The organism is Rhodobacter calidifons, assembly GCF_011174775.1.
Classification (GTDB): domain Bacteria; phylum Pseudomonadota; class Alphaproteobacteria; order Rhodobacterales; family Rhodobacteraceae; genus Tabrizicola; species Tabrizicola calidifons.
The window spans coordinates 153,090-176,846 of sequence record NZ_JAANHS010000001.1; the positions used below are offsets into that span (position 1 = coordinate 153,090).

The 23,757-nt window shown below is 67.1% G+C and carries 22 protein-coding genes; 15 read left to right on the forward strand and 7 right to left on the reverse strand.

The genetic code is table 11. From position 1 onward, the window contains the following. Positions 1 to 20 precede the first annotated feature (20 nt). Positions 21 to 1,118, reverse strand: coding sequence for a redox-regulated ATPase YchF (gene ychF / locus G8O29_RS00790; protein WP_166401327.1), 1,098 nt, complete (start codon positions 1,116 to 1,118; stop codon positions 21 to 23). A 118-nt stretch (positions 1,119 to 1,236) separates the two neighbouring features. Here ychF and trpA point away from each other — a divergent pair, with 118 nt between their 5' ends. The 4 genes from trpA to G8O29_RS00810 all read left to right on the forward strand — a co-directional run bounded on the left by trpA (position 1,237) and on the right by G8O29_RS00810 (position 6,245). Then, positions 1,237 to 2,028, forward strand: coding sequence for a tryptophan synthase subunit alpha (gene trpA / locus G8O29_RS00795; RefSeq protein WP_166401328.1), 792 nt, complete (start codon positions 1,237 to 1,239; stop codon positions 2,026 to 2,028). 150 nt (positions 2,029 to 2,178) lie between these two features. Beyond that, positions 2,179 to 3,342 (forward strand): alpha-hydroxy acid oxidase, encoded by a 1,164-nt coding sequence (locus tag G8O29_RS00800; RefSeq protein WP_166401329.1) that lies wholly within the window; start codon positions 2,179 to 2,181, stop codon positions 3,340 to 3,342. 138 nt (positions 3,343 to 3,480) lie between these two features. Next, positions 3,481 to 4,854: an aspartate aminotransferase family protein gene (locus G8O29_RS00805; protein ID WP_166401330.1), complete on the forward strand. Its 1,374-nt coding sequence runs from the start codon at positions 3,481 to 3,483 to the stop codon at positions 4,852 to 4,854. A 2-nt stretch (positions 4,855 to 4,856) separates the two neighbouring features. After that, positions 4,857 to 6,245 carry a glutamine synthetase family protein gene (locus G8O29_RS00810; RefSeq protein ID WP_166401331.1) on the forward strand — a complete coding sequence of 463 codons (1,389 nt, stop codon included), beginning with the start codon at positions 4,857 to 4,859 and terminating at the stop codon, positions 6,243 to 6,245. A gap of 56 nt (positions 6,246 to 6,301) precedes the next feature. On the opposite strand, the gene G8O29_RS00815 is transcribed toward G8O29_RS00810, so the two are convergent. The 3 genes from G8O29_RS00815 to G8O29_RS00825 form a co-directional block, all read right to left on the reverse strand. Next, entirely contained in the window at positions 6,302 to 7,006 is a 705-nt protein-coding gene (locus tag G8O29_RS00815) for a sirohydrochlorin chelatase (RefSeq protein WP_166401332.1), read from the reverse strand. Between the two features lie 42 nt (positions 7,007 to 7,048). Next, positions 7,049 to 8,179 carry an aromatic ring-hydroxylating oxygenase subunit alpha gene (locus tag G8O29_RS00820; protein WP_166401333.1) on the reverse strand — a complete coding sequence of 377 codons (1,131 nt, stop codon included), beginning with the start codon at positions 8,177 to 8,179 and terminating at the stop codon, positions 7,049 to 7,051. Between the two features lie 63 nt (positions 8,180 to 8,242). Beyond that, positions 8,243 to 8,887: an SGNH/GDSL hydrolase family protein gene (locus tag G8O29_RS00825; protein ID WP_166401334.1), complete on the reverse strand. Its 645-nt coding sequence runs from the start codon at positions 8,885 to 8,887 to the stop codon at positions 8,243 to 8,245. Positions 8,888 to 9,027: 140 nt separating this feature from the next. Between G8O29_RS00825 and G8O29_RS00830 the strand changes: the two genes are divergently transcribed. From G8O29_RS00830 to G8O29_RS00865, 8 genes are all read left to right on the forward strand, one after another. Then, positions 9,028 to 10,083, forward strand: a complete 1,056-nt coding sequence (locus G8O29_RS00830) for a LacI family DNA-binding transcriptional regulator (protein WP_166401335.1) — start codon at positions 9,028 to 9,030, stop codon at positions 10,081 to 10,083. A gap of 156 nt (positions 10,084 to 10,239) precedes the next feature. After that, complete coding sequence (locus tag G8O29_RS00835) at positions 10,240 to 11,556, forward strand: ABC transporter substrate-binding protein (RefSeq protein ID WP_166401336.1); 1,317 nt, start codon at positions 10,240 to 10,242, stop codon at positions 11,554 to 11,556. 121 nt (positions 11,557 to 11,677) lie between these two features. Then, positions 11,678 to 12,622 (forward strand): carbohydrate ABC transporter permease, encoded by a 945-nt coding sequence (locus G8O29_RS00840; protein WP_166401337.1) that lies wholly within the window; start codon positions 11,678 to 11,680, stop codon positions 12,620 to 12,622. A gap of 151 nt (positions 12,623 to 12,773) precedes the next feature. Next, the gene (locus tag G8O29_RS00845; protein WP_166401338.1) at positions 12,774 to 13,715 is read left to right on the forward strand and encodes a carbohydrate ABC transporter permease; all 942 of its coding nucleotides are present in this window, start codon (positions 12,774 to 12,776) and stop codon (positions 13,713 to 13,715) included. Positions 13,716 to 13,806: 91 nt separating this feature from the next. Then, complete coding sequence (locus tag G8O29_RS00850; protein WP_166401339.1) at positions 13,807 to 13,995, forward strand: hypothetical protein; 189 nt, start codon at positions 13,807 to 13,809, stop codon at positions 13,993 to 13,995. Position 13,996: 1 nt separating this feature from the next. Next, positions 13,997 to 15,091: an ABC transporter ATP-binding protein gene (locus G8O29_RS00855; RefSeq protein ID WP_166401340.1), complete on the forward strand. Its 1,095-nt coding sequence runs from the start codon at positions 13,997 to 13,999 to the stop codon at positions 15,089 to 15,091. Beyond that, positions 15,084 to 16,076 carry an ABC transporter ATP-binding protein gene (locus G8O29_RS00860; protein WP_166401341.1) on the forward strand — a complete coding sequence of 331 codons (993 nt, stop codon included), beginning with the start codon at positions 15,084 to 15,086 and terminating at the stop codon, positions 16,074 to 16,076. The genes G8O29_RS00855 and G8O29_RS00860 overlap by 8 nt, the downstream gene beginning before the upstream one ends. A gap of 12 nt (positions 16,077 to 16,088) precedes the next feature. Continuing rightward, positions 16,089 to 17,708: a dihydroxyacetone kinase subunit DhaK gene (locus G8O29_RS00865; RefSeq protein WP_166401342.1), complete on the forward strand. Its 1,620-nt coding sequence runs from the start codon at positions 16,089 to 16,091 to the stop codon at positions 17,706 to 17,708. A gap of 52 nt (positions 17,709 to 17,760) precedes the next feature. On the opposite strand, the gene G8O29_RS00870 is transcribed toward G8O29_RS00865, so the two are convergent. The 3 genes from G8O29_RS00870 to G8O29_RS00880 form a co-directional block, all read right to left on the reverse strand. Continuing rightward, positions 17,761 to 18,423 (reverse strand): hypothetical protein, encoded by a 663-nt coding sequence (locus G8O29_RS00870; RefSeq protein ID WP_166401343.1) that lies wholly within the window; start codon positions 18,421 to 18,423, stop codon positions 17,761 to 17,763. A 377-nt stretch (positions 18,424 to 18,800) separates the two neighbouring features. Beyond that, positions 18,801 to 20,018 carry an ROK family transcriptional regulator gene (locus G8O29_RS00875; RefSeq protein ID WP_166401344.1) on the reverse strand — a complete coding sequence of 406 codons (1,218 nt, stop codon included), beginning with the start codon at positions 20,016 to 20,018 and terminating at the stop codon, positions 18,801 to 18,803. 12 nt (positions 20,019 to 20,030) lie between these two features. Continuing rightward, positions 20,031 to 20,459 carry an RbsD/FucU family protein gene (locus G8O29_RS00880; protein WP_166401345.1) on the reverse strand — a complete coding sequence of 143 codons (429 nt, stop codon included), beginning with the start codon at positions 20,457 to 20,459 and terminating at the stop codon, positions 20,031 to 20,033. Between the two features lie 225 nt (positions 20,460 to 20,684). On the opposite strand from G8O29_RS00880, the gene G8O29_RS00885 reads away from it, so the two are divergent. From G8O29_RS00885 to G8O29_RS00895, 3 genes are all read left to right on the forward strand, one after another. Further along, entirely contained in the window at positions 20,685 to 21,701 is a 1,017-nt protein-coding gene (locus G8O29_RS00885) for a sugar ABC transporter substrate-binding protein (RefSeq protein WP_166401346.1), read from the forward strand. Positions 21,702 to 21,838: 137 nt separating this feature from the next. Continuing rightward, on the forward strand, positions 21,839 to 22,915 hold the full coding sequence (locus G8O29_RS00890; protein ID WP_166401347.1) for an ABC transporter permease: 1,077 nt from the start codon (positions 21,839 to 21,841) through the stop codon (positions 22,913 to 22,915). Then, entirely contained in the window at positions 22,912 to 23,694 is a 783-nt protein-coding gene (locus G8O29_RS00895) for an ATP-binding cassette domain-containing protein (RefSeq protein WP_207623599.1), read from the forward strand. Before G8O29_RS00890 ends, G8O29_RS00895 begins: the two co-directional genes overlap by 4 nt. The last annotated feature ends 63 nt before the right edge of the window (positions 23,695 to 23,757 follow it).

The following is a 23,757-nucleotide window of genomic DNA, read 5'->3' on the forward strand; positions in this document are numbered from 1 at the left end:
CCCGCGCCGCGCGCGGTACGTCAGGCATTGAACAGGAAGTGCAGCACGTCCCCGTCCTTGACCTCGTAGGTCTTGCCCTCGACCCGGAACTTGCCCGCTTCCTTCGCCCCCGCCTCGCCGTTCCCGGCGATGTAGTCCTCGTAGGCAATGGTCTCGGCCCGGATGAAGCCCTTCTCGAAATCCCCGTGGATCACCCCCGCCGCCTGCGGGGCGAGCGTGCCCTTGGGGATCGTCCAGGCCCGCGCCTCCTTCGGCCCCACGGTGAAATAGGTCCGCAAGCCCAGAAGCGCGTAGCCCGCCTTGATCAGCCGGTCGAGCCCCGCCTCCTTCAGCCCCATCTCCTCCAGGAACAGCTTCGCCTCCTCCTCGGGCAGCTGCGCCAGTTCCTCCTCGATCCGGGCCGAGATCACCACCGAGGCCGCGCCCTGCTTGGCCGCCATCTCGGCCACCCGGGCCGACTGCGCATTGCCCGAGGCCGCCGAGGCCTCCTCGACGTTGCAGACGTAAAGGACCGGCTTCGCGGTCAGCAGCTGCAACATCCGCCATTGCTTGCGGTCATCCGCCGCCACCTCGACTGTCCGCGCGGGCCTGCCTTCATTCAGGGCCGCCAAGGCGGCGCGCAGCAGACGGTCCTGGTCCAGCACCTCCTGATCCCCGCCGCGCAGCTTTTTCCCCAGCGCGGTCAGGCGACGTTCGATCGACTCCATGTCGGCCAGCATCAGTTCCGTCTCGATCGTCTCGGCATCGGCCACCGGGTCGATCCGGCCCTCGACATGGGTGATGTCCCCGTCCTCGAAACAGCGCAGCACATGGGCGATGGCGTCGCATTCGCGGATGTTGGCCAGGAACTGGTTGCCCAGCCCCTCGCCCTTCGACGCCCCCCGCACCAGTCCCGCGATATCGACAAAGGTCATCCGCGTCGGGATGATCTGCTTCGACCCGGCAATGGCCGCCAGCTTCTCCAGCCGCGCATCCGGCACCGAGACCTCGCCCACATTGGGTTCGATGGTGCAGAAGGGAAAGTTCGCCGCCTGCGCCGCCGCCGTCCGGGTCAGCGCGTTGAAGAGCGTGGACTTGCCCACATTCGGCAACCCGACGATGCCCATCCTGAAACCCATCATGCCCTCCATTGGCGACAGGGGGCGTATTACGGGGGCCGGACCCAAGGATCAAGCGGCCCCATTGATTTCCGCCCGCCCCCCGTGGCAGATGGAGCCGTTGACAAGGGGGACCGCCATGACACGGATCGACGACACCTTCGCCCGGCTGCGCGCGCAGGGCAAAAAGGCCTTCGTCTCCTATATCATGGGCGGCGACCCGGACGAGGCGACGAGCCTTGCCATCATGCAGGGCCTGCCCGCCGCCGGGGTCGATGTGATCGAGCTTGGGATGCCCTTCACCGATCCGATGGCCGACGGTCCGACGATCCAGGCCGCCGGGCAGCGCGCGCTGGAAGGCGGCATGACGATGGACAAGGTCCTTGCCATGGTCCGCGCCTTCCGCAAGGGCGACCAGACGACCCCCATCGTGCTCATGGGCTATTACAACCCGATCTACTCTCGCGGGGTCGACCGGTTCCTCAAGGACGCGGCCGAGGCGGGGATCGACGGCCTCATCGTCGTGGACCTGCCGCCCGAGGAAGATGACGAGCTCTGCATCCCCGCCCAGAAAGCGGGCCTGAATTTCATCCGCCTCGCCACCCCCACCACCGACGACAAACGCCTGCCGAAGGTGCTCCAGAACACCTCGGGCTTCGTCTATTATGTCTCGATCACCGGCATCACCGGGGCTGCTGCCGCTCAGGCCTCCGACGTCGGGCCCGAGGTTGCGCGGATCAAGCGGTCGACCGACCTGCCGGTGATCGTGGGCTTCGGCATCTCCACGCCCGAACAGGCCAAGGCCATCGCCTCGGTGGCCGATGGCTGCGTCGTCGGCTCGGCCATCGTCAAGGACATCGGCGCAGGCGTCCCGGTGGCCGAGGTTCTGGCCCGCGTCAAGGCGCTGTCCGACGGGGCACATTCGGCCTGACGCCGCGCTCCGCGCCGATTTCCTGCGGAAATCGGACCGGAACTCGTATCGAGTTCCGGCGCCCGGCCGGGCAAGGTCGCGGAAAGCGATGGACGGGACCGCGCCGCATTGGTAACACGATCTTACCAATCTGCCGCAAGGGACCCGGCCATGCCTGTCATCACCTGCATCGAGGACCTCAAGCGCCTGCACCAGAAGCGCACCCCGAAGATGTTCTGGGACTACTGCGAAAGCGGCAGCTATACCGAACAGACCTTCCGCGAGAATACCTCGGACTTCGCGAAACTGCGCTTCCGCCAGCGCGTCGCCCGCGACCTGACCGGACGGGTGCTGGAGAGCACGATGGCCGGGCAGAAGGTCTCGATGCCGGTGGCCCTCGCGCCCGTCGGCTCGACGGGTATGCAGCACCCGGACGGCGAGATCCACGCCGCCCGCGCCGCCGCCAAGGCCGGGGTGCCCTTCACGCTGTCCACCATGTCGATCTGCTCGATCGAGGACGTGGCCGCCCACAGCCCCGAGCCGTTCTGGTTCCAGCTTTACGTCATGAAGGACGAGGATTTCGTCGATGCGATCATCGAACGCGCCCGCGCCGCGAAATGCTCGGCCCTGGTGCTGACGCTGGACCTCCAGATCCTCGGCCAGCGCCACAAGGACCTGAAGAACGGCCTGACCTCGCCGCCAAGGCCCACGATCCCGAATCTGATCAACATCGCCACCAAGCCGCGCTGGGCCTGGAACATGGCTCGGACCCCGCGGCGGCAGTTCCGCAACATCGTCGGCCATGTGAAGGGCGTGCAGAAACTGTCGGACCTGACCGCCTGGGCCAACGAACAGTTCGACCCCCAGCTCGACTGGTCCAAGGTGATCCGCATCCGCGACCAGTGGAAGGGCAAGTTCATCCTGAAGGGTGTGCTCGACCCCGAGGACGCGAAGATGGCCGCCGACGCCGGCGCCGATGCGGTGATCGTGTCGAACCACGGCGGGCGGCAGCTGGACGGGGCGCTGTCCTCGATCCGCATGCTGCCCTCCATCGTCCGCGCCATCGGCGACCGGACCGAGGTCTGGATGGACAGCGGCATCCGGTCGGGTCAGGACGTGCTGAAGGCGCTGGCGCTGGGGGCGAAAGGCACGATGATCGGCCGCGCCTATATCCACGGGCTGGGCGCGATGGGGGAGGCCGGGGTGACCGCCGCGCTGGAGGTGATCCGCAAGGAGATGGACATCACCATGGCGCTGTGCGGCGAACGCGACGTGAAGAACATGGGCCGCCACAACCTTCTGGTGCCCGAGGATTTCGAGGGCCGCTGGGCCTGAAACCCCCGCTCATCGTGCGCCTTCGGCGTCTCCTCGCTGCCGTCCCGCGAAAAGACGCCGAAGGCTCAGGACGAGCCGCCGCTTGCAATTTGATCAAATTTCGGCATAAACGCAGCGACTGTTCCCGGGGCGCCTGCCATGTCACTTGAAACCATCGCCGGAATTTCCACCGACCGTCTGGCCAGCTTTGCCCGGCGCGAGGCCGAGGTCTACGCCAGGGCCCGCCCCAAGGCACTGAAAGCCTTGAAGGACGGTGCCGGCACCTTCCTTGGCGGCGTGCCGATGCACTGGATGGCCGACTGGCCGATGCCGCATCTGCCCCTGGTGGCGAAAGCCCGGGGCGCCCGGATCGAGGATATCGACGGTCACACCCTCGACGACTTCTGCCTTGGCGACACCGGGTCGATGTTCGGCCACTCGCCGCCGCCCGTGGCGAAAGCCATCCGCGCCCAGGCCCGCCGCGGCCTGACCTACATGCTGCCCACCGAGGCCGCGCTTGAGGCCGGACGCCTGCTGACCCACCGCTTCGGCCCCTTCCGCTGGCAGATCGCCACCACCGCGACCGACGCCAACCGCTTTGCCCTGCGCGTCGCCCGCGCCATCACCGGGCGGCCGAAGGTCCTTGTCTTCAACGGCTGCTATCACGGCACGGTGGACGATACCTTCGTCTCCCTGGAGAACGGCCGCACCGTCACCTCCCCCGGCCTCCTCGGCCAGGTGAACGACCCGACGCAGACCGCCGTCTGCGCCGAGTTCAACGACCTGGCCTCTGTCGAGGCCGGGCTGGCCCAGGGCGATGTCGCCGCCATCCTGACCGAGCCGGTGATGACCAACTCCTGCATGGTCCTGCCCGAGGCGGGGTTCCACGACGGCCTGCGCCAGCTGTCGCGGAAATACGGCGCGCTGCTCATCATCGACGAGACGCATACCATTTCCTCCGGCCTTGGCGGCTATACCCGCGTCCACTCGCTCCGGCCCGACATCTTCGTCGTCGGCAAATGCGTGGCGGGCGGGATGCCGACCGCCGTCTGGGGCCTGACCGACGAGACCGCAAGGCGCTATCACGAGGCGGACGCGAAACGCGAGCCCGGCCGCACCGGCATGGGCACCACGCTTTCCGCCAACCCGATGCAGTTCGCCTGCCTCGTCGCCACGCTGTCCGAGGTCATGACGCCCGACAACTACGCCCATATGGAGAAGCTGGCCGAGCGTCTCTCGCACGGGCTGGCTAAGACCATCTACCGCCACCGCGCCCCCTGGCATGTCGTCCGGGTCGGCGCGCGGGTGGAATTCATCTGCGCCCCCGGACCGCTGCGCAATGGCACCGAGGCGGGCATGGCCCACCAGCCCCGGGTCGAGGCCGCGATCCACACCGGCCTCATCAACCGCGGCACGCTGATCGCGCCGTTTCACAACATGATGCTCATCAGCCCGGCGACGAAGAAGGCCCAGGTTGACAGGCTGATCGCAAACTTCGACACCATCCTGACCGACCTTTTCCAGGCAGCCTGACCATGCCCCAGACCAGCCCCTCCGGGTCCACCCCAGCCGAGGCGGAAGCCTTTCTCGCGGCCCATCCCGAGATCGAGGCTTTTGACATTATCCTGCACGACGCCAATGGGATCGGCCGAGGAAAGATCATCAGGCGGCATGAGCTTTTGTCTTTTTACAACAACGGCCGCCATCTGCCGATTTCCATTCTCGGCCTCGACATCTGCGGCGAGGATGTGCACGAGACCGGCCTGATCTGGGATCAGGGCGACGGCGACCTGCGGGCCTGGCCGATCCCCGGCACGCTGAAGCCGCTGCACAACACCCGGCCCCCGCGCGGCGAGGTGTTCATGTCGATGTACACCCTCGACGGCGCCCCGATGACCTCGGACCCCCGCCATGCGCTGCAACGGCAGGTGGACCTGCTGGCCGCCGAGGGCCTGCACCCCGCCGGCGCCTTCGAGCTGGAATTCTTCCTTCTCGACCCCGAACGCGGCCCGGACGGCAAGATGCAGCCCGCGCGCGACGTGCTGGACCGCCGATCCTCCCGCAAGACCGAGGTCTATTCGGTCGATCACCTGCACGGGATGCTGCCGCTCTTCTCCGACATCTACGCAGGCGCCGAGAAGGCCGGGATCAAGGCCGAGACGCTGATCTCCGAATACGCCCCCGGCCAGTATGAACTGACGTTGCACTACCGCACCGACGTGATGCAGGCCGCCGACGACCTGATGCGCCTGAAGCGGATCGTCCGCGCCCAGGCCCGCGCGCATGGCGTCGTCGCCTGTTTCATGGCCAAGCCGAACGAGAACTACGCGGGCTCGGGCATGCATTTCCACGTCTCGCTGCTGGACGACGGGGGCCGGAATGTCTTTGTCGAGGCCGAAGAGGGCAAGTGGAACCCCACGCTCCTGCACGCGCTTGGCGGCCTGAAGCAGACCATGGGCGAATCGATGCTGGTCTTCGCCCCCCACGCCAATTCCTGGCGCCGCTTTGCCAACCAGAGCTATGCGCCGGTCAGCCCAAGCTGGGGCGTCAACAACCGCTCGGTCGCGCTGCGGATTCCGGCGGGCGACATCAAGGCGCGGCGGATCGAACATCGCCCGGCTGGGGTGGACGCGAACCCCTATCTGGTCGCCGCGACCGTGCTGGCGGGGGTCCGCAAGGGCATGCAGGAAAAGATCGACCCCGGCCCGGAAACCACCGGCAACGGCTATGCCGACGAGGACAGCGTGGGCATCCCGACCGACTGGAAGGCCGCCATCGACGCCGCGAAACGGTCGGGCTTCCTGAAGGACGCGCTGGGTGAGGACATGCACCGCACCTTCACCGCGATCATCGCCGCCGAATATGCCCGCGTGATGCGCACGGTCAGCGAGGTGGACTTCGACCTCTACCTGCACACGGTCTGAAATCCGGGCGCCGATTTCTTTCAAGAAATCGGCCCGGATCCTTCAAAGGATCCGGCTCACCGCATCCACCGGCAGGCTCCGGAACAGACCGGCACGCCCCGCGCGATCGCCGCCGCGATGAGCTTCGGCACCCGCGCATCCAGACCGACCGGCGGCAGGATGCGCCCGGTGAAGCCCGCTTCCGCCAGTGCGGCCGGGATGTCCTCGCTGACATGCCCGCCCTCGGCCGCAAAGAACGGCAGGCAGACCCCGCCGCGCCCGGTCAGCCCGGTCAGCCCGGACAGCCGAGGCTCCTGGTCGATGAACCCCGCAGCGACGACCGCCCCGGTCCCTGCCGCGATCCGTCCGGCCACATGGAAGGCGATGTCGGCGGGCGCCGAGGACTTGAACGACCCATGCGCCGCCAGGATGACCTGATCCGCCCCCGCCTCTCGCACCAGCGTCACGCAGAGCTCATGCACCGCAGGATCGCAGCCGAAGGGCTCCAGCACCGTCCAGCCCTCCGCCCCCGCCGCGCGCAGCCGTTGCGGGATCTGCACCCGGACGAACCAGCCGCCCGCCATGAACATCGGAAAGACCACGCCCCCCGCCCGCCCTTCGACGGTGCGGGCGATGGCGCCCTCTTCGGCCAGCGTCGCCGCGCCCACCGACCAGCCCGGCATCAGCCGCTCGACCCGCGCCGCCAGCTCTTCCAGCGCGGCACCGGCAGGGCGGGGGTCGGAGGGCTGGCCGTGGGCCAGGATCAGGGCGCATTGCGTCATGCCGCCTAAGCTGACGCAGCGCGGCCCGGGGTCAAGCCCGCCTCAGGGCATCCGGCTGGCGATATAGCGGGCGAAGTCGTAATTCGGCCGTTCCAGATGGCTCAGCGCCCCAGGGCTCGACAGACCCGCGCACAGACCCTTCCAGACCCGTTCGACGCAGCCCTTGTCCTCGACATTCACGTCGTCAAGCAGGGCCTTGAGCGCCGCCAGATGCCGCTTGGCCTCCGGGTCGGCGCACCAGTCGGCACTCATGCCCCCGCCGAACAGCACCCGGACCGAGCCCGGACCGTCGGGCGTCAGGCTGAGATACCAGAAATACCCCGGCGTCAGCGTGATCAGCAGCGCCGGGTAGATCGCCAGCAGCCAGGTGATCCGCCGCTGGTCGCCCACCAGAACCCGGTTCGACGGATGCGCCAGCGCCAGCGGGATCGAGTCGTTCTTCACGATCCAGTGGTAGTTGAACGCCTCCTCTCCCGGCGGGCATTCCATCAGGTTCAGGTCGCAGGACCCGCCGATGGTGCCGGCATGGCAGACCGGCAGGTGGTAGCTTTCCATGAAGTTCTCGGCCAGAACCTTCCAGTTGGTGTCCCAGCGGAATTCCTCGCGGAAGACCTCGCGGTAGGTGGCCATCGGCAGGTGGCCCACCAGCCGGTCCACCCCCGCCAGCCGCTTTGCCACCGGCGGCGCCTCGGGGTTCAGCGTGACCATGATCCAGCCCTGCCAGTCCTCGACCCGGATCGCGGGCAGCTTCACCTCCTCCTTGCAGAACCCCTCGTTCCGCGCCATCGCCGGGGCGCCGCGCAGGCTGCCGTCCAGATTGTAGGTCCAGGCGTGATAGGGGCAGACGATGGACCGCACATTGCCCCGGCCTTCCAGCAGCGTGCTCATCCGGTGGCGGCAGACGTTTGACATCCCCCGCAACACCCCCTCGCGGTCGCGCAGGATGATGACCGGCTCGCCCGCGATCACCATGGTCAGATAGTCGCCGGGGGCAGGCAGCGCATCCGCCCGGCCCGCACAGAGCCACTCCTGCGCGAAGATGTGCCGCTCTTCCGCCTGCGCGAAGGCGGCCGAGGTATAGACCGATTTCGGCATGGCCCGGGCGCGCTCGAACGGGACCGCGACATTGGCGCGCAACTCGGCGATGGCAAGCGCGGCGTCGTGCTGGGTCATGGGCGTGTTCTCCTGCCTCATCCTGCCCCCCGGACCACCCTCCCGCCAGCGGAAAGCCGACGTTCAGCCGGGGAAATGCGCCCTGATCGCGGCGGCGAAGGCCTCGGCCAGGGCAGGGTTCGCCTCGGCGTCATAATGGATCCCGTCGATGGGCGAAACCCTGACCACCTGCCCTGCATCCAGGAAAGGCACGCCCGCCCGCCGTGCCGCCGCCGCCACCTCTGCGGCCAGCTGCCGCGACTTCGCCGCCCCGCCCGCGAACATCCCCGCAAGGCAGCCGACCTCTTCGATCGGCGGCGGCGCCACCAGCAGCACGCCCGGCGCCCGCCTCCCCGGCCCGCAGTCCGAGCCCAGGATCACCCGCACCAGCCGCTCCAGCGACAGGGCGATGTCGCAGGCATTGACCGAAAAGCGCTGCTTCAGGTCGTTGGTGCCCAGCATGACCAGCACCACGTCCAGCGGCTTGTGGCTTTCCAGCAGCGCGGGCAGCACCGTCAACCCGTTGCGATGCGCGCCCTCCACCGGGTCGTCATGCACCGTCGTGCGGCCCGGATGGCCCTCGGCGATCACCTCCCAGTCCGGCATCAGCTTCGCCAGCCGCCCCGCCCAGCGTTCGTCCCGGTCAAAGCGCGCGCCCGCGCCCAGGTCCGGCATCGGCATCGTGCCATGGGTATTGCTGTCGCCGAAAAGCAGGATTGTCCGTGTCATTGCCGATCTCCCGAATGCCCGGTCAGGCTAGCGCCCGCGCGCCGGGAAATCCACCCGCGGCGCGCCGGGCAGGCACAGGTCCTGATTGACGTACCTCACCCGGCACCCGATACTCGCGGCCGAGGAAAGTGGAGCCCCTCTTGCGGCCAACCGTGAACGACATCGCCCGCGAAGCGGGTGTCAGCCTTGCCACCGTCGATCGTGTGCTGAACGCGCGTCCGGGGGTGCGGGAAAAGACCGTCAAGGCGGTGAACGACGCCATCGCGCGGCTGGGCTATGTCCGCGACCTCAGCGCCGCGAACCTGGCGCGCAGCCGCAGCTATCGGCTGGCCGTCCTGCTTCCGGACACGGAAAGCCAGTTCATTCAATCCCTTGCGGCCGCCCTGGTCGAGGCCGGCCAGGCCGCCGCCACCAGCCGGACCGAGCTGCGCCTGCTCCGCTTTCCGGCCGAGGACCCGCATGCCCTGGCCGCTCTCCTGGGCAGCCTGGCTGACCGCGACTATGCCGGCGTTGCGCTGATGGCGCCGGAAACGCCCGTTGTGCGCGATGCGGTCCGGGCCCTGCGCGCCCGGGGCCTGCCCGTGGTCGCCCTGGTCTCGGACCTGCCCAACGCCGACCATTTCATCGGCATCGACAACCGCGCCGCGGGCCGGACGGCCGGGGTGCTGATGGGCCGCTTTCTGGGGGGCGGTCCGGGGCAGGTCATGGTTTTGGGCCAGTCGCTCCTGGCGCGCGACATGATCGAACGCCGCCGCGGCTTTGACGAGGTGATGCTGCGCGACTTTCCGGGGCTCGAGGTGCTGCAATCGCTGGAAACCCACGGCTCGCCCGCGACCCTGCGCCAGGTGGTGGTCGAGATGCTGGCCAATGCCCCCAGGATCAGGGGCATCTATGCCATGGGCGGGGGGAACAGATCCCTGACGCAAGTGCTTGCCGAAACGGGACTTTCCGGCAAACTGACGGTCATCTGCCACGAACTGACCCCCCATGTCCGCCAGGCGCTGACGACCGGAGAGATCGCCGCCGTCATCACCCAGAACCTGGGCCATCTTGCCCGTTCGACCCTGCGCGTGCTGCGCGCCAAGGCCGACCGGCAGCCGCTGGACGCAGCCCAGGAACAGATTCGAATCGAGATCGTCCTGCGCGAGAACCTGCCCGTCCTGCCCCTTCCCTCGGCCATCGACCCGCTGGCCTGAGCCGACCTCAAATCGCTTTGATCCCCGCGGCCACTGAAATCTGAGGTACGCACCTCAAAAATGCTTTACAGGCCGCCGCGCTTCTGCCTATCGTCCGGTCAATCCGAAGAAGGCCCGGCATCCGCACGGGTCCGCCACATCAACCGGGAGGACTACATGAAACGGACGACTCTGGCCGCTTCGGCGGCTGTTGCTCTGGCCTGGGCGTCCCAGGCCAATGCCCAGGCGAACGAGCTGACGCTGTGCTGGGCCGCCTGGGATCCGGCCAATGCGCTGGTGGAACTGTCCAAGGACTTCGAGGCCCAGTCCGGCATCAGGATGAAGTTCGAATTCGTGCCCTGGCCGAACTTCGCCGACCGCATCCTGAACGAGCTCAACTCGGGCGGCCAGCTCTGCGACCTGCTGATCGGCGACAGCCAGTGGATCGGCGGCGCCGCCGAGAACGGCTGGTATGTCAAGCTGAACGACTTCTTCGACGCCGAAGGCATCAGCATGGACGACTTCGCCCCCGCGACCGTCTATGCCTATTCGACCTGGCCCAAGGGCACGCCCAACTACTACGCGCTGCCCGCGATGGGCGATGCGAACGGCTGGTTCTACCGCAAGGACTGGTTCAACCGCGACGACATCAAGGCCGCCTACAAGGAGGCCACCGGCCAGGACCTGCGCGAACCGCAAAGCCAGAAAGAGCTTCTCCAGATCGCCCAGTTCTTCCAGGGCCGCGAGATCGACGGCAAGACGGTCTATGGCGCCTCGATCTTCACCGAACGGGGCTCGGAAGGCATCACCATGGGCGCGACCGGCGCGCTGTACGCCTGGGGGTTCAAGTATGAGAACACCCCCGGCAGCTATGACATGGAAGGCGCGGTGAACAGCCCCGAGGCGGTGGAAGCCCTTGAATTCTACAAGGAACTCTACAAGACCGCGACGCCGCCCGGCTATGACAACGCCTACATGGAACAGTCGCTTGACGCCTTCAAGTCGGGCCAGGTGGCGATGGCGATGAACTGGTTCGCCTTCTTCCCCGGCCTCTACGCCGACCCCAACACCGGCGGCGACAAGATCGACTTCTTCGTGAACCCGCCGCAGAACGTCGCGGCCTCCACCCTCGGCGGCCAGGGCATTTCCGTTGTGGCCAACACCGACAACATGGACGGCGCGCTGGCCTACATCAAATGGTTCGCCCAGCCCGACGTGCAGAAGAAATGGTGGGCCGCCGGCGGCTATTCCTGCCACAAGGCGGTGCTGGAGGACCCGAACTTCGTGAACACCGCGCCCTTCGCCGGCGACTTCCTTCAGGCGATGGCGGGCGTCCAGGACTTCTGGCAGGAACCGGCCTATGCCCAGCTTCTTCTGGCCATGCAGGCGCGGCTGCACAACTACATCGTGGCCGACCAGGGCACGGCGAAAGAGGCGCTGGACGGGCTGATCGCCGACTGGACCGAGATCTTCCAGGACGAAGGCAAGCTGTGATCGCGCCCCCGCCCCGGGCCTGACCCGGGGTCTCCGACCGCAAGAAGTGACCCCTCTCCCCATCCGGGGAGAGGGCAGGCCGAGGGGCGACGCCGCCCCCTGCCAATCCACGGGACATCCGATGCCAAACCCGCTTGAAGCCGCCGCACGCGCCACGCCCGCCCCCCTCGCCCGCCGCGTCCGGGGCCTTTCCGACCGCGCCATCGCCTGGATCTTCGTCGCGCCCACGATCTTGCTGCTTCTGGCGATCAACATCTTCCCGCTGATCTGGACGGTGCGGCTGTCCTTCACCAACTACGCCGCCAACCGCCCGAACCGCGAGGTGGAATGGGTCGGCCTGCGCAACTATTCCCGCATCCTCACCGATGACGGCATCTGGGCCAATATGCAGACCACGGCACATTTCCTGGTCTGGACCATCCTGTTGCAGGTCGTCCTGGGCTTCACCCTCGCCTGGCTCATCAACCGCAAGTTCAGGGGCAACGACCTCCTGACCACGCTGATCGTGCTGCCGATGATGCTGTCGCCGGCCGTGGTGGGCAATTTCTGGACCTTCCTCTATCAGCCGCAGATCGGGCTGGTGAACTATGCGGTCGAACTGGTCACCGGCATCCCGGCCTCCAGCTTCTCCATGCTCGGCCCCGGGGGCCTGGCGAAATGGTCGATCATCATCGTCGACACCTGGATGTGGACGCCCTTCGTCATGCTGATCTGCCTCGCGGGCCTGCGCAGCATCCCCGATTACATCTACGAGGCCGCCGAGGTGGACCGCGCCTCGAAATGGCGGCAGTTCTGGACGATCACCGTGCCGATGGTGCTGCCCTTCCTGATGCTGGCGGTGCTGTTCCGCGGCATCGAGAACTTCAAGATGTTCGACATGGTCGTGCTTCTCACCGGCGGCGGGCCGGGGAACGAAACCCTCCTCGCCTCGATCGACCTCAAGCGCGAAGCCTTCGAGAAATGGCGGACCGGCTATTCCTCGGCCTATGCGATCATCCTTTTCGTGACGGTCTTCGGCCTCGCCTCGATCTACGTCAAGGCGCTGAACAAGGTGAAGGAACGGTGATGTCCTTGCGTCCAACGCCCCGGCAACCCCATCCCGGGCTCGACCCAGCCTGCCCCGGACTTGATCCGGGGGGATCTCTGCCCATCCTCGCCGCCCGGCCCGACCGGAGGCCCCGGGTCAAGCCCGGGGCGGGTATCCCAGGAGCCACCCGATGAGCGCCTGGTCCGTCACCGAACCCTCGCGCGCCTCGAAATGGGTCGCGGGCCTTCTGGTCGTCCTCTACACCTGCATCACCCTCCTGCCCCTGGTCTGGATCATCTCGACCAGCTTCAAGTCCGGGCCGGACAGCATCTCCTACCCGCCGAAGATCCTGTTCCAGCCCTCGCTGGAGGGCTACGTCAACCTCTTCACCACGCGCACCCGCATCGCGGCCGAAGACTTCGCGGCCCTGCCTCCGCCCGAAACCTGGTATGACCGGATCGTGCGCGACCAGGGCATGGTCATCGCCGGGCAATCGCGCTTCGGCGAGCGCTTCCTGAACTCGGTCATCATCGGCTTCGGCTCGACCTTCCTGTCGATCTTCCTCGGCACCCTCGCCGCCTATGCCTTTTCCCGCTTCAAGGTGCCGCTGAAGGACGACCTGCTGTTCTTCATCCTCTCCACCCGGATGATGCCCCCCATCGCCGTCGCCATCCCGATCTACCTGATGTATCGCGAGCTCGGGCTTTCCGACACGCATCTGGGCATGATCCTCCTCTACACGGCGGTGAACATCTCGCTGGCCGTGTGGCTCCTGAAAGGCTTCATCGACGAGATCCCCCGCGAATACGAAGAGGCCGCGCTGATCGACGGCTACACCCGCTTTCAGGCGTTCCGCAAAGTGGTGCTGCCGCAGGCCGCGACCGGCATCGCCTCGACCGCGATCTTCTGCCTGATCTTCGCCTGGAACGAATATGCCTTCGCGGTCCTTCTCACCTCCGGCAATGCCCAGACCGCGCCGCCCTTCATCCCCACGATCATCGGCGTCGGCGGCCAGGACTGGCCCGCCGTGGCGGCCGGGGCGACCCTGTTCCTTCTTCCCGTCATGATCTTCACCATCCTTCTGCGCAAACACCTCCTGCGCGGGATCACCTTCGGAGCCGTGCGCAAATGACCGCGATCCTCATCCCGTTCATCTGTCCCCAAATATCCCCGCCGGAGGCACCCGCCCGCAGCCCGAAGCGCACCGCTGACAGGAGAGCGCCATGACCGGCTTCCTCACCGGCCTCCTCCGCCTCCGCCGCGGCCCCTGGGAGATGCTGGCCTCGATCCTGATCGCGCTGGGCGTGGTGATGCTGATGCAGCCCTTCTTCCTCTGGGCCTACACCTGGTCCTTCCTCGTGACGCTGGTCGGCACGGTGATGTTCATCGTCGTCTCGCATTTCCCGGAATAGCATGGCCGAAATCGTCATCCGCAACCTTCGCAAGGACTTCGGCGCCTTCACCGCCGTGAAGGGCTCATCCTTCACCATCAGGGACGGTGAGTTCTTCATGCTGCTTGGCCCTTCCGGCTGCGGCAAGACCACCACCCTGCGCATGATCGCGGGCCTCGAACTGCCCACTTCGGGCGAGATCCTGATCGACGGCGAGGACGTTTCCCAGAAGCCGGCCAGCCAGCGCGACATTGCGATGGTGTTCCAGATGTTCGCGCTCTACCCGCACATGAACGTCCGCAAGAACATCGCCTATCCCCTTGTCTCGCAAGGCGTCCCCAGGGCCGAGGTCCAGCGGAAGGTCGCCGAGGTCGCGAAGATCCTCCGCATCGACCATCTCCTGGACAAGGGCGTCGGCGGCCTGTCGGGGGGCGACCGTCAGCGCGTGGCGCTGGGGCGGGCGATCGTGCGCAACCCCAAGGCCTTCATGATGGACGAACCCTTGGGCGCGCTGGACGCCGAATTCCGCGAGATCATGGCCGAGGAGCTGCGCGCGCTGCACGACCGGATGCACGCGACCACCGTCTACGTCACCCACGACCAGCTGGAGGCGATGCAGATGGGCGACAAGATCGTGGTGATGAACCACGGCGTCGTCGAACAGTTCGGCACCCCGCAGGACATCTACGACCACCCCGCGACGCTCTTCGTCGCCGACTTCATCGGCAGCCCCGCGATGAACTTCCTGCGCTTCGATGGCCAGGCCGCCGCCGGGGCCGGGACGATCACCCTCGGCGACCACACCCAGCCCCTCCCCCGACTTCAGGAACCCGCCGCCGGAGCCCTCGTCCTCGGCGTCCGCCCCGAACATGTCGCGCTCTCCGACACCGCCCCCCTCAAGGGCCGGATCGAGGCCGTCGAATACCTCGGCACCACCCAGATCGTCACCCTCTCCACCCCCTTCGGCGCGGTGAAGGCCCGCACGCCCTCCACCCAGCCCGCGCGCGTGGGGGACCTGACCGGCCTTGCCCTGAACACCCCGCGCCTGTCGCTCTTCGACGCCACCACCGGCCGCGCCTTCCGCACCGCCGCCAATGCCGGGGTCCATCATGGCTGAGGTCACGCTTTCGAACCTGTCCAAGTCCTACGGCGCCACCCAGGCCCTGAAGGACGTCTCCATGACCATCCCCGACGGTGCCTTCGTCGTCCTCCTCGGCCCGACCGGAGCGGGCAAGACCACCACGCTGCGCCTCATCGCCGGCCTCGACAGGCCCGACGCGGGCGACATCCGCATCGACGGCGCATCCGTCCTGGCCGACACCCCCGCCCAGCGTGACGTGGCGATGGTGTTCCAGCAATATTCGCTCTACCCCCACCTCACCGTGCGCGAGAACCTGGCCTTCCCGCTGCGCTCGCCCATGATCGCGATGCCGGAACGGCAGATCGCGCAAAGGGTGAAGGAAGTCGCCGAAGTCCTTCGCATCCCCCACAAACTCGACAACAAGGCCACCGCGCTTTCGGGGGGCGAGATGCAGCGCGTCTCCATCGGCCGGGCGCTCGTCCGCAACCCGCGCATCTACCTGATGGACGAACCGCTTTCCTCGCTGGACGCGAAACTCCGCGCCGACCTGCGGATCGAGCTGAAACGCATCCACGCCGACATGGGCGCGACCTTCCTCTACGTCACCCACGACCAGATCGAGGCGATGACCATGGCCACCCATGTCGGCGTCCTTGACCAGGGTCGCCTCGTCCAGTTCGGCACCCCGCGCCAGATCTACGAGGAACCCGTCACCGCCTATGTCGCCTCGCGCCTCGGCCAGCCGCACATCAACCTGCTGCCCGCCGATGCCTTCGGGGCCGCGCCCCCGAACGCAGCGCAGATCGGCCTGCGTCCCGAGCATATCCATGTCGGCGAGGGGCAGGAGGCCACGATCCAGCGCATCGAACACCTCGGCGACCAGACCCGCCTGCACCTCGCCCTCGGCCCCCACAGCCTCATCACCCTGACCGAGCCGCACACCCCCCTGAAACCCGGGCAGACCCTGCACATCCGCCCGCTGAACCCCCTCTGGTTCGACGCCGCAGGCAACCGCATCTGAAAGGCCAAGCCCATGAAACAGTTCATGAACTCCCGCGAAAGCCTCGTCACCGAAGCCATCGACGGCCTGCTCAGAACCGGCGCGGGCAAGCTGGCGCGGCTTGACGGCTATCCCCATATCCGCGTCCTGATCCGCACCGACTGGGACCGCTCCAAGGTCGCCCTCGTCTCCGGCGGCGGGTCCGGCCATGAACCCTCGCACGCCGGTTTCGTCGGGCAGGGGATGCTGACAGCGGCCGTCTGCGGCGACGTCTTCGCCAGCCCTTCCGTCGATGCCGTGCTGGCCGGCATCCTCGCCGTCACCGGCAAGGCGGGCTGCCTTCTGATCGTCAAGAACTACACCGGCGACCGGCTGAACTTCGGCCTCGCCGCCGAGCGCGCCCGCGCCTTCGGGCTCAAGGTCTCCATGGTCATCGTCGATGACGACGTGGCGCTGCCCGACCTGCCGCAGGCCCGCGGCGTGGCCGGAACCCTCTTCGTCCACAAGATCGCCGGAGCCATGGCCGAATCCGGCGCCGACCTCGACACCATCACCGCCGCCGCCCAGACCGTCATCAAGGGCGCCGTCTCCATCGGCATGTCGCTGGACACCTGCACCGTCCCCGGCTCTCCCAAGGAGGACCGCATCGGTGCGGGCAAGGCCGAGCTTGGCCTCGGCATCCATGGCGAGGCCGGGATCGAACAGGTCGATTTCTCCGGCGCGCGGTCGGCCATGCAGATGGTGGCCGGGAAACTTCTGCCTCACACCGGGCCCGGCGATCATGTGGCGCTCTTGAACAACCTCGGCTCCACAACGCCCCTCGAAATGTCGGTCCTGGCCGAGGAACTCGCCCGCTCCGCCTTGGGGGCACGCGTCAAATGGATGATCGGCCCCGCCCCGCTGATGACCTCGCTCGACATGCACGGCTTTTCCGTCTCGCTGCTGCCGGTGGACCACGCCCAGGTGACCAGCCTCGCCGCGCCCGTCGCCCCCCACGCCTGGCCCGGCCTTTCGCCCTTCGGTCCGGTCGCCGTCCGCCCCCTCCCCGACGGCCTCGCGCCGATCCAGCCCGTGCCATCCGCCCACCCGGCCCGCCGCGCGCTGATCGAGCGCTGCTGCAAGGCGCTGATCGCCGTCGAATCCGACCTGAACGCGCTGGACGCCAAGTCCGGCGACGGCGACACCGGCAGCACGCTGGCCGGGGCCGCCAGGGCGCTCCTCGCCGCCCTCGACCGCCTCCCCCTCGCCGACCCGACCCAGCTTTACCGCGCCATCGGCATGGAGCTTTCCCAGACCATGGGCGGCTCGTCAGGAGTCCTTCTCGCCATCTTCTTCGCCGCCGCCGGCGACGCCTCCGCGTCCGGAAAAACCTGGATCGGAGCCCTCACCGCAGGCCTCGACCGCGTGATGCAGGTGGGCGGAGCCGCCCCCGGCCACCGCACCATGATCGACGCGCTTGCCCCCGCGCTGGCCGCCCTCCCGCAGGGACTGGCCGCCGCAGCCAGGGCCGCCCGCGAGGGCGCCAACGCCACCGCCCAGATGACCCGCGCCAAAGCCGGGCGAGCGAGCTACCTCGCCGCCGACAAACTCAAGGGCCACAACGATCCGGGGGCCGAGGGCGTGGCGCGGTTGTTCGAGGACTTGGCGAAGTGATCCAATCCTCTGCGCCTCACCAATCCCATAATCTTCCCCGTCGGATCGGACACTAATCTATCTTTTTCTCTCCAGCCGCAAAACCGATTGCAATCGCCTTGACCCTCTCGATTGCCTTCTCCATAAAGAAGTGAAATCGTATCTCGTCTTTTTCACCTTCAGAGAGTCGTTCGTACTCCCAAAGAAGCGCCTTTACTTTGAGATACTTTTGATCTCCGGACTCAGTTCGCTTCGTAAAAGAGTATGGAACGGCCCCTAAGACAGCAACTGTAACTCCGCCTAGCGCCTCAATAAATGGATCTACGATGTAGCCTTTGCTTTCAAGCGACCGAAATTCACGACTAAGCATTTCGGCTGCTTCTCCGACGCCTATAGTGCGTATTGGATTCCCCATGACTCCTTTGACCGATTGAAACAACCCACGCTTAGCAGAAGTGTACTGTTGTCCTGCATCAGCGAAGTCAGGCGGATAGGCTTTGAAATATTGCTCAAAGTACCTATGCGCATAGAAGCCGATCTTCTCTATACCCGCCTCAAATTTCTTGGGCGAACTCGCATTGCCATTAATAATGTACGATTCGACAATCAAAGCCCAGATGTAGGCTTCCTTTCCAGTAATCAGAAAATCAACACCTTGTTGGCTTTCGTTGGGCCATTTTGCGGGGTTTGATAGGGCTAGTATCCCGTAACCCAATGTCGAAACATCAATCGCCATGTCACCTCCAAAGTTGGTTCTGGAACAAGATCATGCCGTCAAACTTCTTGTCAATGCTAACCCCAGAGGCTGGATCGGTCGGTGGTATTGCCAAGCTGTTGCGACAGGCCATCGCAAAAGTGCAGCTAAAATCGTCCTTTTCCCACCTATGGAACTCACCTGTTCCCAAATATCCCACGGGGGTCCGGGGGTGTGAAACCCCCGGCCGCCAGCCAGAGGGGACACCCTTGCGGCCCCCACGCCACCGCCAGCCCAAAGCGCCTCCCTCCCCCCTCCGTGGGGGAGGGCCAGGCCGGGAGGCACCCGTTACCAAGCCGTAAACGCCCACACCCAACCCCTTGATTTCAAAAGCCCCGCAAACCGCGCCGCGCGCGGCGCTACCCCTCCCGCACCGCGGCGTTCTGATCGATCAGGTATCGCTGAGACAGCGGGATCGCCGCCGCCCCCAGCGCCCGCGCATCGGCCCCCACCGTCCCCTCCCGGATCACCGGAGGCTCGATCCCCGCCAGGTCCAGCCGCAAGAGTGCCGCCCCCGTCCGCCGCACCAGCTCGGCCCGGACCGCGACCGGCATCCAGCCGTCGATCAGCACCGCCTCGATCTCCAGCAAGGCCGCCGCCGCCAGCGTGGCCTGCGCCAGCGCCCCCGCCGCCTGATCCAGCCAGGGCTCCAGCACCCGGTCCGACACCTCCCAGCGGTCATGCTGGCTCCACAGGTGGTCCGACCCCTCGCCCGCCGCCTCCATCGCCTCGGCCAGGACCGACATCGAGGCCAGGTCGATCAGCCGCCGCGTGCCGCCCCCCGGGGCAGGCACCTGGATCGACCCCACGGCCGCCGCGTTCCCCGTCCGGCCAAGGTAAAGCTGGCCGTTCATCACCAGCCCCCCGCCGATGAAGGTCCCGAAGTAGAAATACAGGAAATCCTTCGGCCGGTCCCCTGTCCCGAAGATCAGCTCCGCCCCGCAGGCCGAGGTCGCGTCGTTCTGGACATAGACCGGCAGCCCCACCACCGCCCCCAGTTCGGCGCCCAGATCGCGGTGCCGCCAGGCGTCCATCTCCTCCTGCGGGACGCCCAGCACCGAGACCCAGTTCCACAACTGGAACGGCATCGCCACGCCCATGCCCATCACCCGCCCCCGCAGCGCGGGCGGCAGTTCCCCGGTCAGCGCCGGGACCGCCTCGCGCACGAAACCGACCACCGCGTCCGGCGTGGGATAGCGATAGACCCGCCGCCGCGCCGCCCGCATCCGACCGCGGAAATCGGTCAGCACCAGGTCGGCCGACCGCCGCCCGACCTTCAGCCCCAGGAAGAACGCCCCCTCGGCGGCCAGCGACATCGGGATCGAGGGCTGACCCACCCGCCCCCGCACCGGCTGCCCGCGTTCCAGCAGCCGCTCCTCCTCCAGCCCGCGCATGATGACGCTGACGGTCTGCGCCGACAGCCCCGTCATCCGCGCGATGTCCGACTTCGCCAGCGCCCCGTGCCGGCGCACCAGCGACAGGACCAGCCGCTCGTTGTGGTCGCGCATGCCCGACTGGTTGGTCCCGCGCACCGCGGCGGGATCGGGAAGGCTGCGGTCGGGCGCGGCATCCTGCATCCGGCGTCTCCCTCAGGCCCCGATCACGCCCTTGCGCAGGATCACGTTGGCAAACAGCGCCGTCTCGCTGGTGGCGACCACGGCATGAGCCGTGCGGATGCGGGGATAAAGCGCCTCGCCCGACAGCGGGACCACCGCCTGACCCGGCGCCATCTCGGCGCACAGCGCGTCGATCTGCCGGTGGATGCCGCCCGCCTGGCCGGGATCGTTGTTCAGACCGGCCCGGAACATCGCCGCCGGCGCGGCCCGGTCCAGCGGCATCACGGTCAGCACCGCCCGGAGCACCGCCAGAACCCCGTGCCCATCGGCCCGCACCAGCCGCCGGGCATGGTCCGCCGCCGGATAGTTGCCGTCCACGATGGCGATCTCGTCGCCATGCCCCATCGCACGCAGCGTTGCCAGAAACTCCGGCCCCAGCAGGGGCGGAATACCGATCAGCATGGCCTCCCCCCTCCTCTCGGGATGGCGCGCCGGAAGCCGGGCTTCCGGTCGTATCGCCTCAGACTGCGGTCGGAGGCCGGTTCTGTCAATAATAAATCAGAGTGATTTAATTATCTTGACGCAGGGGCGGGAATCGGCTTTTCTGGGCGCTGTCGCCGGGTCGCTTTGCCCGGCGCACGGATTTCGAAACGGGGGCGAACCTGCCCCCACCTTGGGAGGAAGACCATGAAAGTCATCACCAAAGCCCTTCTGGGCGCGGGCGCGCTTGCGCTGTCGGCGGGCGTCGCCTCGGCCGAGGGCGTCTCGGCCTGCCTGATCACCAAGACCGACACCAACCCGTTCTTCGTGAAGATGAAGGAAGGCGCCGAGGCCAAGGCGGCCGAACTGGGCGTGACGCTGAAATCCTATGCCGGCAAGATCGACGGCGACCACGAAAGCCAGGTGGCCGCGATCGAGGCCTGCGTGGCCGACGGCGCCAAGGGCATCCTGATCACCGCCTCGGACACCAAGGCCATCGTCGATTCGGTCAAGGCCGCCCGCGATGCCGGCGTGCTGGTGATCGCGCTTGACACCCCGCTCGACCCGATCGACGCGGCCGACGCGACCTTCGCGACCGACAACTTCCAGGCGGGCCTGCTGATCGGCCAGTGGGCCAGGGCGACCCTCGGCGATGCCGCCGCCAACGCCAAGATCGCGATGCTGGACCTGGCGATCAGCCAGCCCTCGGTCGATGTGCTGCGCGACCAGGGCTTTCTGACCGGCTTCGGCATCGACACCAAGGATCCGAACAAATGGGGCGACGAGGATGACCCGCGCATCGTCGGCAACGAAGTGACCGCCGGCAACGAGGAAGGCGGCCTGAAGGCGATGGAGGCGCTCCTGGCCAAGGATCCCGACATCAACGTGGTCTATACGATCAACGAACCTTCCGCTGCCGGTGCCTATGAGGCGCTGAAGGCGGCGGGCAAGGAAGGCGTGCTGATCGTCTCGGTCGATGGCGGATGCCCCGGCGTCAAGGACGTGAAGGACGGCGTGATCGGCGCCACCTCGCAGCAGTATCCGCTGCTGATGGCGGCTCTCGGCGTCGAAGCCATCGCCAGGTTCGCCGCCGACGGCACCAAACCCGCACCGACCGAAGGCAAGACCTTCTTCGACACCGGCGTGGCGCTGGTCACCGACAAGCCGGTCGAGGGGGTCGAGTCGATCGACACCGCCAAGGGCATGGAGCTCTGCTGGGGCTGATCCCGCGAGCGCCGGGTGCAGGCCGCAGTTGATTTGCGGCCTGCCCTGACCGCATTCTGACCGGTGAAGGGCGGCCATCGCGCCGCCCTTCGCATAACCGGCCCGTCCCAAACCGGCGGGTCCAGGGGAGGAAACGCATGAGCAATGACGCAAAGTCGGTGTCCAGCGCCTATGAGGCCGGCCTCAAGGGTGCGGCGGAAACGGTGGCCGAGTTTCACGAAGAGCAAGGCGCGCTGAAGAAGCTTCAGCACTGGCTGCACCAGACGCCCTCGGCAGTGCCGATGATCGTGCTGGTGGTTTCCGTGATTGTCTTCGGCCTTCTGGCGGACAATTTCTTCAAGGCCACCACATTGTCCACGATCCTGCAACAGATCGCCATCGTCGGCATCCTTGGCTGCGCCCAGACCATCGTCATCCTGACCGCGGGCATCGACCTTTCGGTCGGCGCGATCGCCGTCTTTTCCTCGGTGCTGATGGGGCAGATGACCTTCCGCTACGGCATTCCGGCGCCGGCCGCCATCGCCATCGGCCTTGCTCTGGGCTCCGCGATGGGCGCGCTGAACGGCTTTCTCATCGCCCGGCTGAAGCTGCCGCCCTTCATCGTCACGCTGGGCACCTGGCAGATCCTGCTCGCCTCGAACTTCATCTATTCCCGCAACGAGACCATCCGGTCCTCCGACATCGCCGAAAAGGCGCCCGCGCTGCAATTCTGGGGCCAGGCGATCCAGCCCGGCGGGGTGAAGGTGCTTTACGCCGTGTTCCTGATGATCGCGCTGGTGGCAATCATGGCCTATGTGCTGCGCAACACCGCCTGGGGCCGGCATGTCTATGCCACTGGCGACGACCCGGATGCCGCCGAACTGGCCGGCGTGCCGACGAAAAGGGTGCTGATCCAGGTCTATGCGCTGGCGGGCCTGTTCTGCGCCATCGCGGGCTGGGTGATGATCGGCCGCTTCGGAAGCGTCTCGCCCACCGCCTCGACCGGGCAGCTGGGCAACATCCAGTCGATCACCGCCGTGGTGATCGGGGGCATCAGCCTCTTCGGCGGGCGCGGCTCGATCCTGGGCATGTTCTTCGGCGCCCTGATCGTCGGCGTCTTCGAGATGGGTCTGCGCCTGGTCGGCACCGACCCGCAATGGACCTTCTTCCTCATCGGCGTGCTGATCATCTTCGCCGTCGCTGTGGACCAGTGGATCAGAAAGGTGTCGGCATGACGCAGGAACCGATTCTCAAGGCGCGCGGCCTGACCAAGCGCTACGGCAAGGTCATCGCCCTGAACGATTGCGACTTCGATCTCTATCCCGGCGAGATCCTCGCCGTGATCGGCGACAACGGCGCGGGCAAGTCCACCCTGATCAAGGCGATCTCCGGGGCCGTGGTCCCGGACGAGGGCCAGATCTGGCTGGAGGGCCGCGAGGTCAGCTTCAAGACCCCGATCGAGGCGCGCGCGGCGGGGATCGAGACGGTCTATCAGACCCTGGCGATGTCGCCCGCCCTGTCGATCGCCGACAACATGTTCATGGGGCGCGAGCTGCGCAAGCCGGGGATCATGGGCACGCTGTTCCGCCAGCTCGACCGTCCCCGGATGGAGAAGTTCGCGCGCGAGAAGCTGAATGAACTGGGGCTGATGACGATCCAGAACATCAACCAGGCGGTGGAGACGCTGTCCGGCGGCCAGCGCCAGGGCGTGGCGGTGGCCCGCGCGGCGGCCTTCGGGTCGAAGGTGGTGATCCTGGACGAACCCACCGCCGCGCTGGGGGTCAAGGAAAGCCGCCGGGTGCTGGAGCTGATCCGCGACGTGAAGAACCGCGGCATCCCGATCATCCTGATCAGCCACAACATGCCGCATGTGTTCGAGATCGCCGACCGCATCCACATCCACCGGCTGGGCCGCAGGCTCTGCGTGATCCGGCCGCAGGATTACACGATGTCGGATGCGGTGGCCTTCATGACCGGCGCCAGACTGCCCGAGGGCGTGACCGAAGCCGCCTGACGCGCGGCACAACCAGGGGCAGCCCGCCCGAGCCCGGCCCTGCCCCTGGACATTTACCCGTCT

Bases quoted from the DNA above. Each gene is read 5' to 3' on its own strand.
- ychF (WP_166401327.1), bottom strand. From the start codon at position 1,118: ATGGGTTTCAGGATGGGCATCGTCGGGTTGCCGAATGTGGGCAAGTCC.
- trpA (WP_166401328.1), top strand. From the start codon at position 1,237: ATGACACGGATCGACGACACCTTCGCCCGGCTGCGCGCGCAGGGCAAA.
- G8O29_RS00800 (WP_166401329.1), top strand. From the start codon at position 2,179: ATGCCTGTCATCACCTGCATCGAGGACCTCAAGCGCCTGCACCAGAAG.
- G8O29_RS00805 (WP_166401330.1), top strand. From the start codon at position 3,481: ATGTCACTTGAAACCATCGCCGGAATTTCCACCGACCGTCTGGCCAGC.
- G8O29_RS00810 (WP_166401331.1), top strand. From the start codon at position 4,857: ATGCCCCAGACCAGCCCCTCCGGGTCCACCCCAGCCGAGGCGGAAGCC.
- G8O29_RS00815 (WP_166401332.1), bottom strand. From the start codon at position 7,006: ATGACGCAATGCGCCCTGATCCTGGCCCACGGCCAGCCCTCCGACCCC.
- G8O29_RS00820 (WP_166401333.1), bottom strand. From the start codon at position 8,179: ATGACCCAGCACGACGCCGCGCTTGCCATCGCCGAGTTGCGCGCCAAT.
- G8O29_RS00825 (WP_166401334.1), bottom strand. From the start codon at position 8,887: ATGACACGGACAATCCTGCTTTTCGGCGACAGCAATACCCATGGCACG.
- G8O29_RS00835 (WP_166401336.1), top strand. From the start codon at position 10,240: ATGAAACGGACGACTCTGGCCGCTTCGGCGGCTGTTGCTCTGGCCTGG.
- G8O29_RS00840 (WP_166401337.1), top strand. From the start codon at position 11,678: ATGCCAAACCCGCTTGAAGCCGCCGCACGCGCCACGCCCGCCCCCCTC.
- G8O29_RS00845 (WP_166401338.1), top strand. From the start codon at position 12,774: ATGAGCGCCTGGTCCGTCACCGAACCCTCGCGCGCCTCGAAATGGGTC.
- G8O29_RS00850 (WP_166401339.1), top strand. From the start codon at position 13,807: ATGACCGGCTTCCTCACCGGCCTCCTCCGCCTCCGCCGCGGCCCCTGG.
- G8O29_RS00855 (WP_166401340.1), top strand. From the start codon at position 13,997: ATGGCCGAAATCGTCATCCGCAACCTTCGCAAGGACTTCGGCGCCTTC.
- G8O29_RS00860 (WP_166401341.1), top strand. From the start codon at position 15,084: ATGGCTGAGGTCACGCTTTCGAACCTGTCCAAGTCCTACGGCGCCACC.
- G8O29_RS00865 (WP_166401342.1), top strand. From the start codon at position 16,089: ATGAAACAGTTCATGAACTCCCGCGAAAGCCTCGTCACCGAAGCCATC.
- G8O29_RS00870 (WP_166401343.1), bottom strand. From the start codon at position 18,423: ATGGCGATTGATGTTTCGACATTGGGTTACGGGATACTAGCCCTATCA.
- G8O29_RS00875 (WP_166401344.1), bottom strand. From the start codon at position 20,018: ATGCAGGATGCCGCGCCCGACCGCAGCCTTCCCGATCCCGCCGCGGTG.
- G8O29_RS00880 (WP_166401345.1), bottom strand. From the start codon at position 20,459: ATGCTGATCGGTATTCCGCCCCTGCTGGGGCCGGAGTTTCTGGCAACG.
- G8O29_RS00885 (WP_166401346.1), top strand. From the start codon at position 20,685: ATGAAAGTCATCACCAAAGCCCTTCTGGGCGCGGGCGCGCTTGCGCTG.
- G8O29_RS00890 (WP_166401347.1), top strand. From the start codon at position 21,839: ATGAGCAATGACGCAAAGTCGGTGTCCAGCGCCTATGAGGCCGGCCTC.
- G8O29_RS00895 (WP_207623599.1), top strand. From the start codon at position 22,912: ATGACGCAGGAACCGATTCTCAAGGCGCGCGGCCTGACCAAGCGCTAC.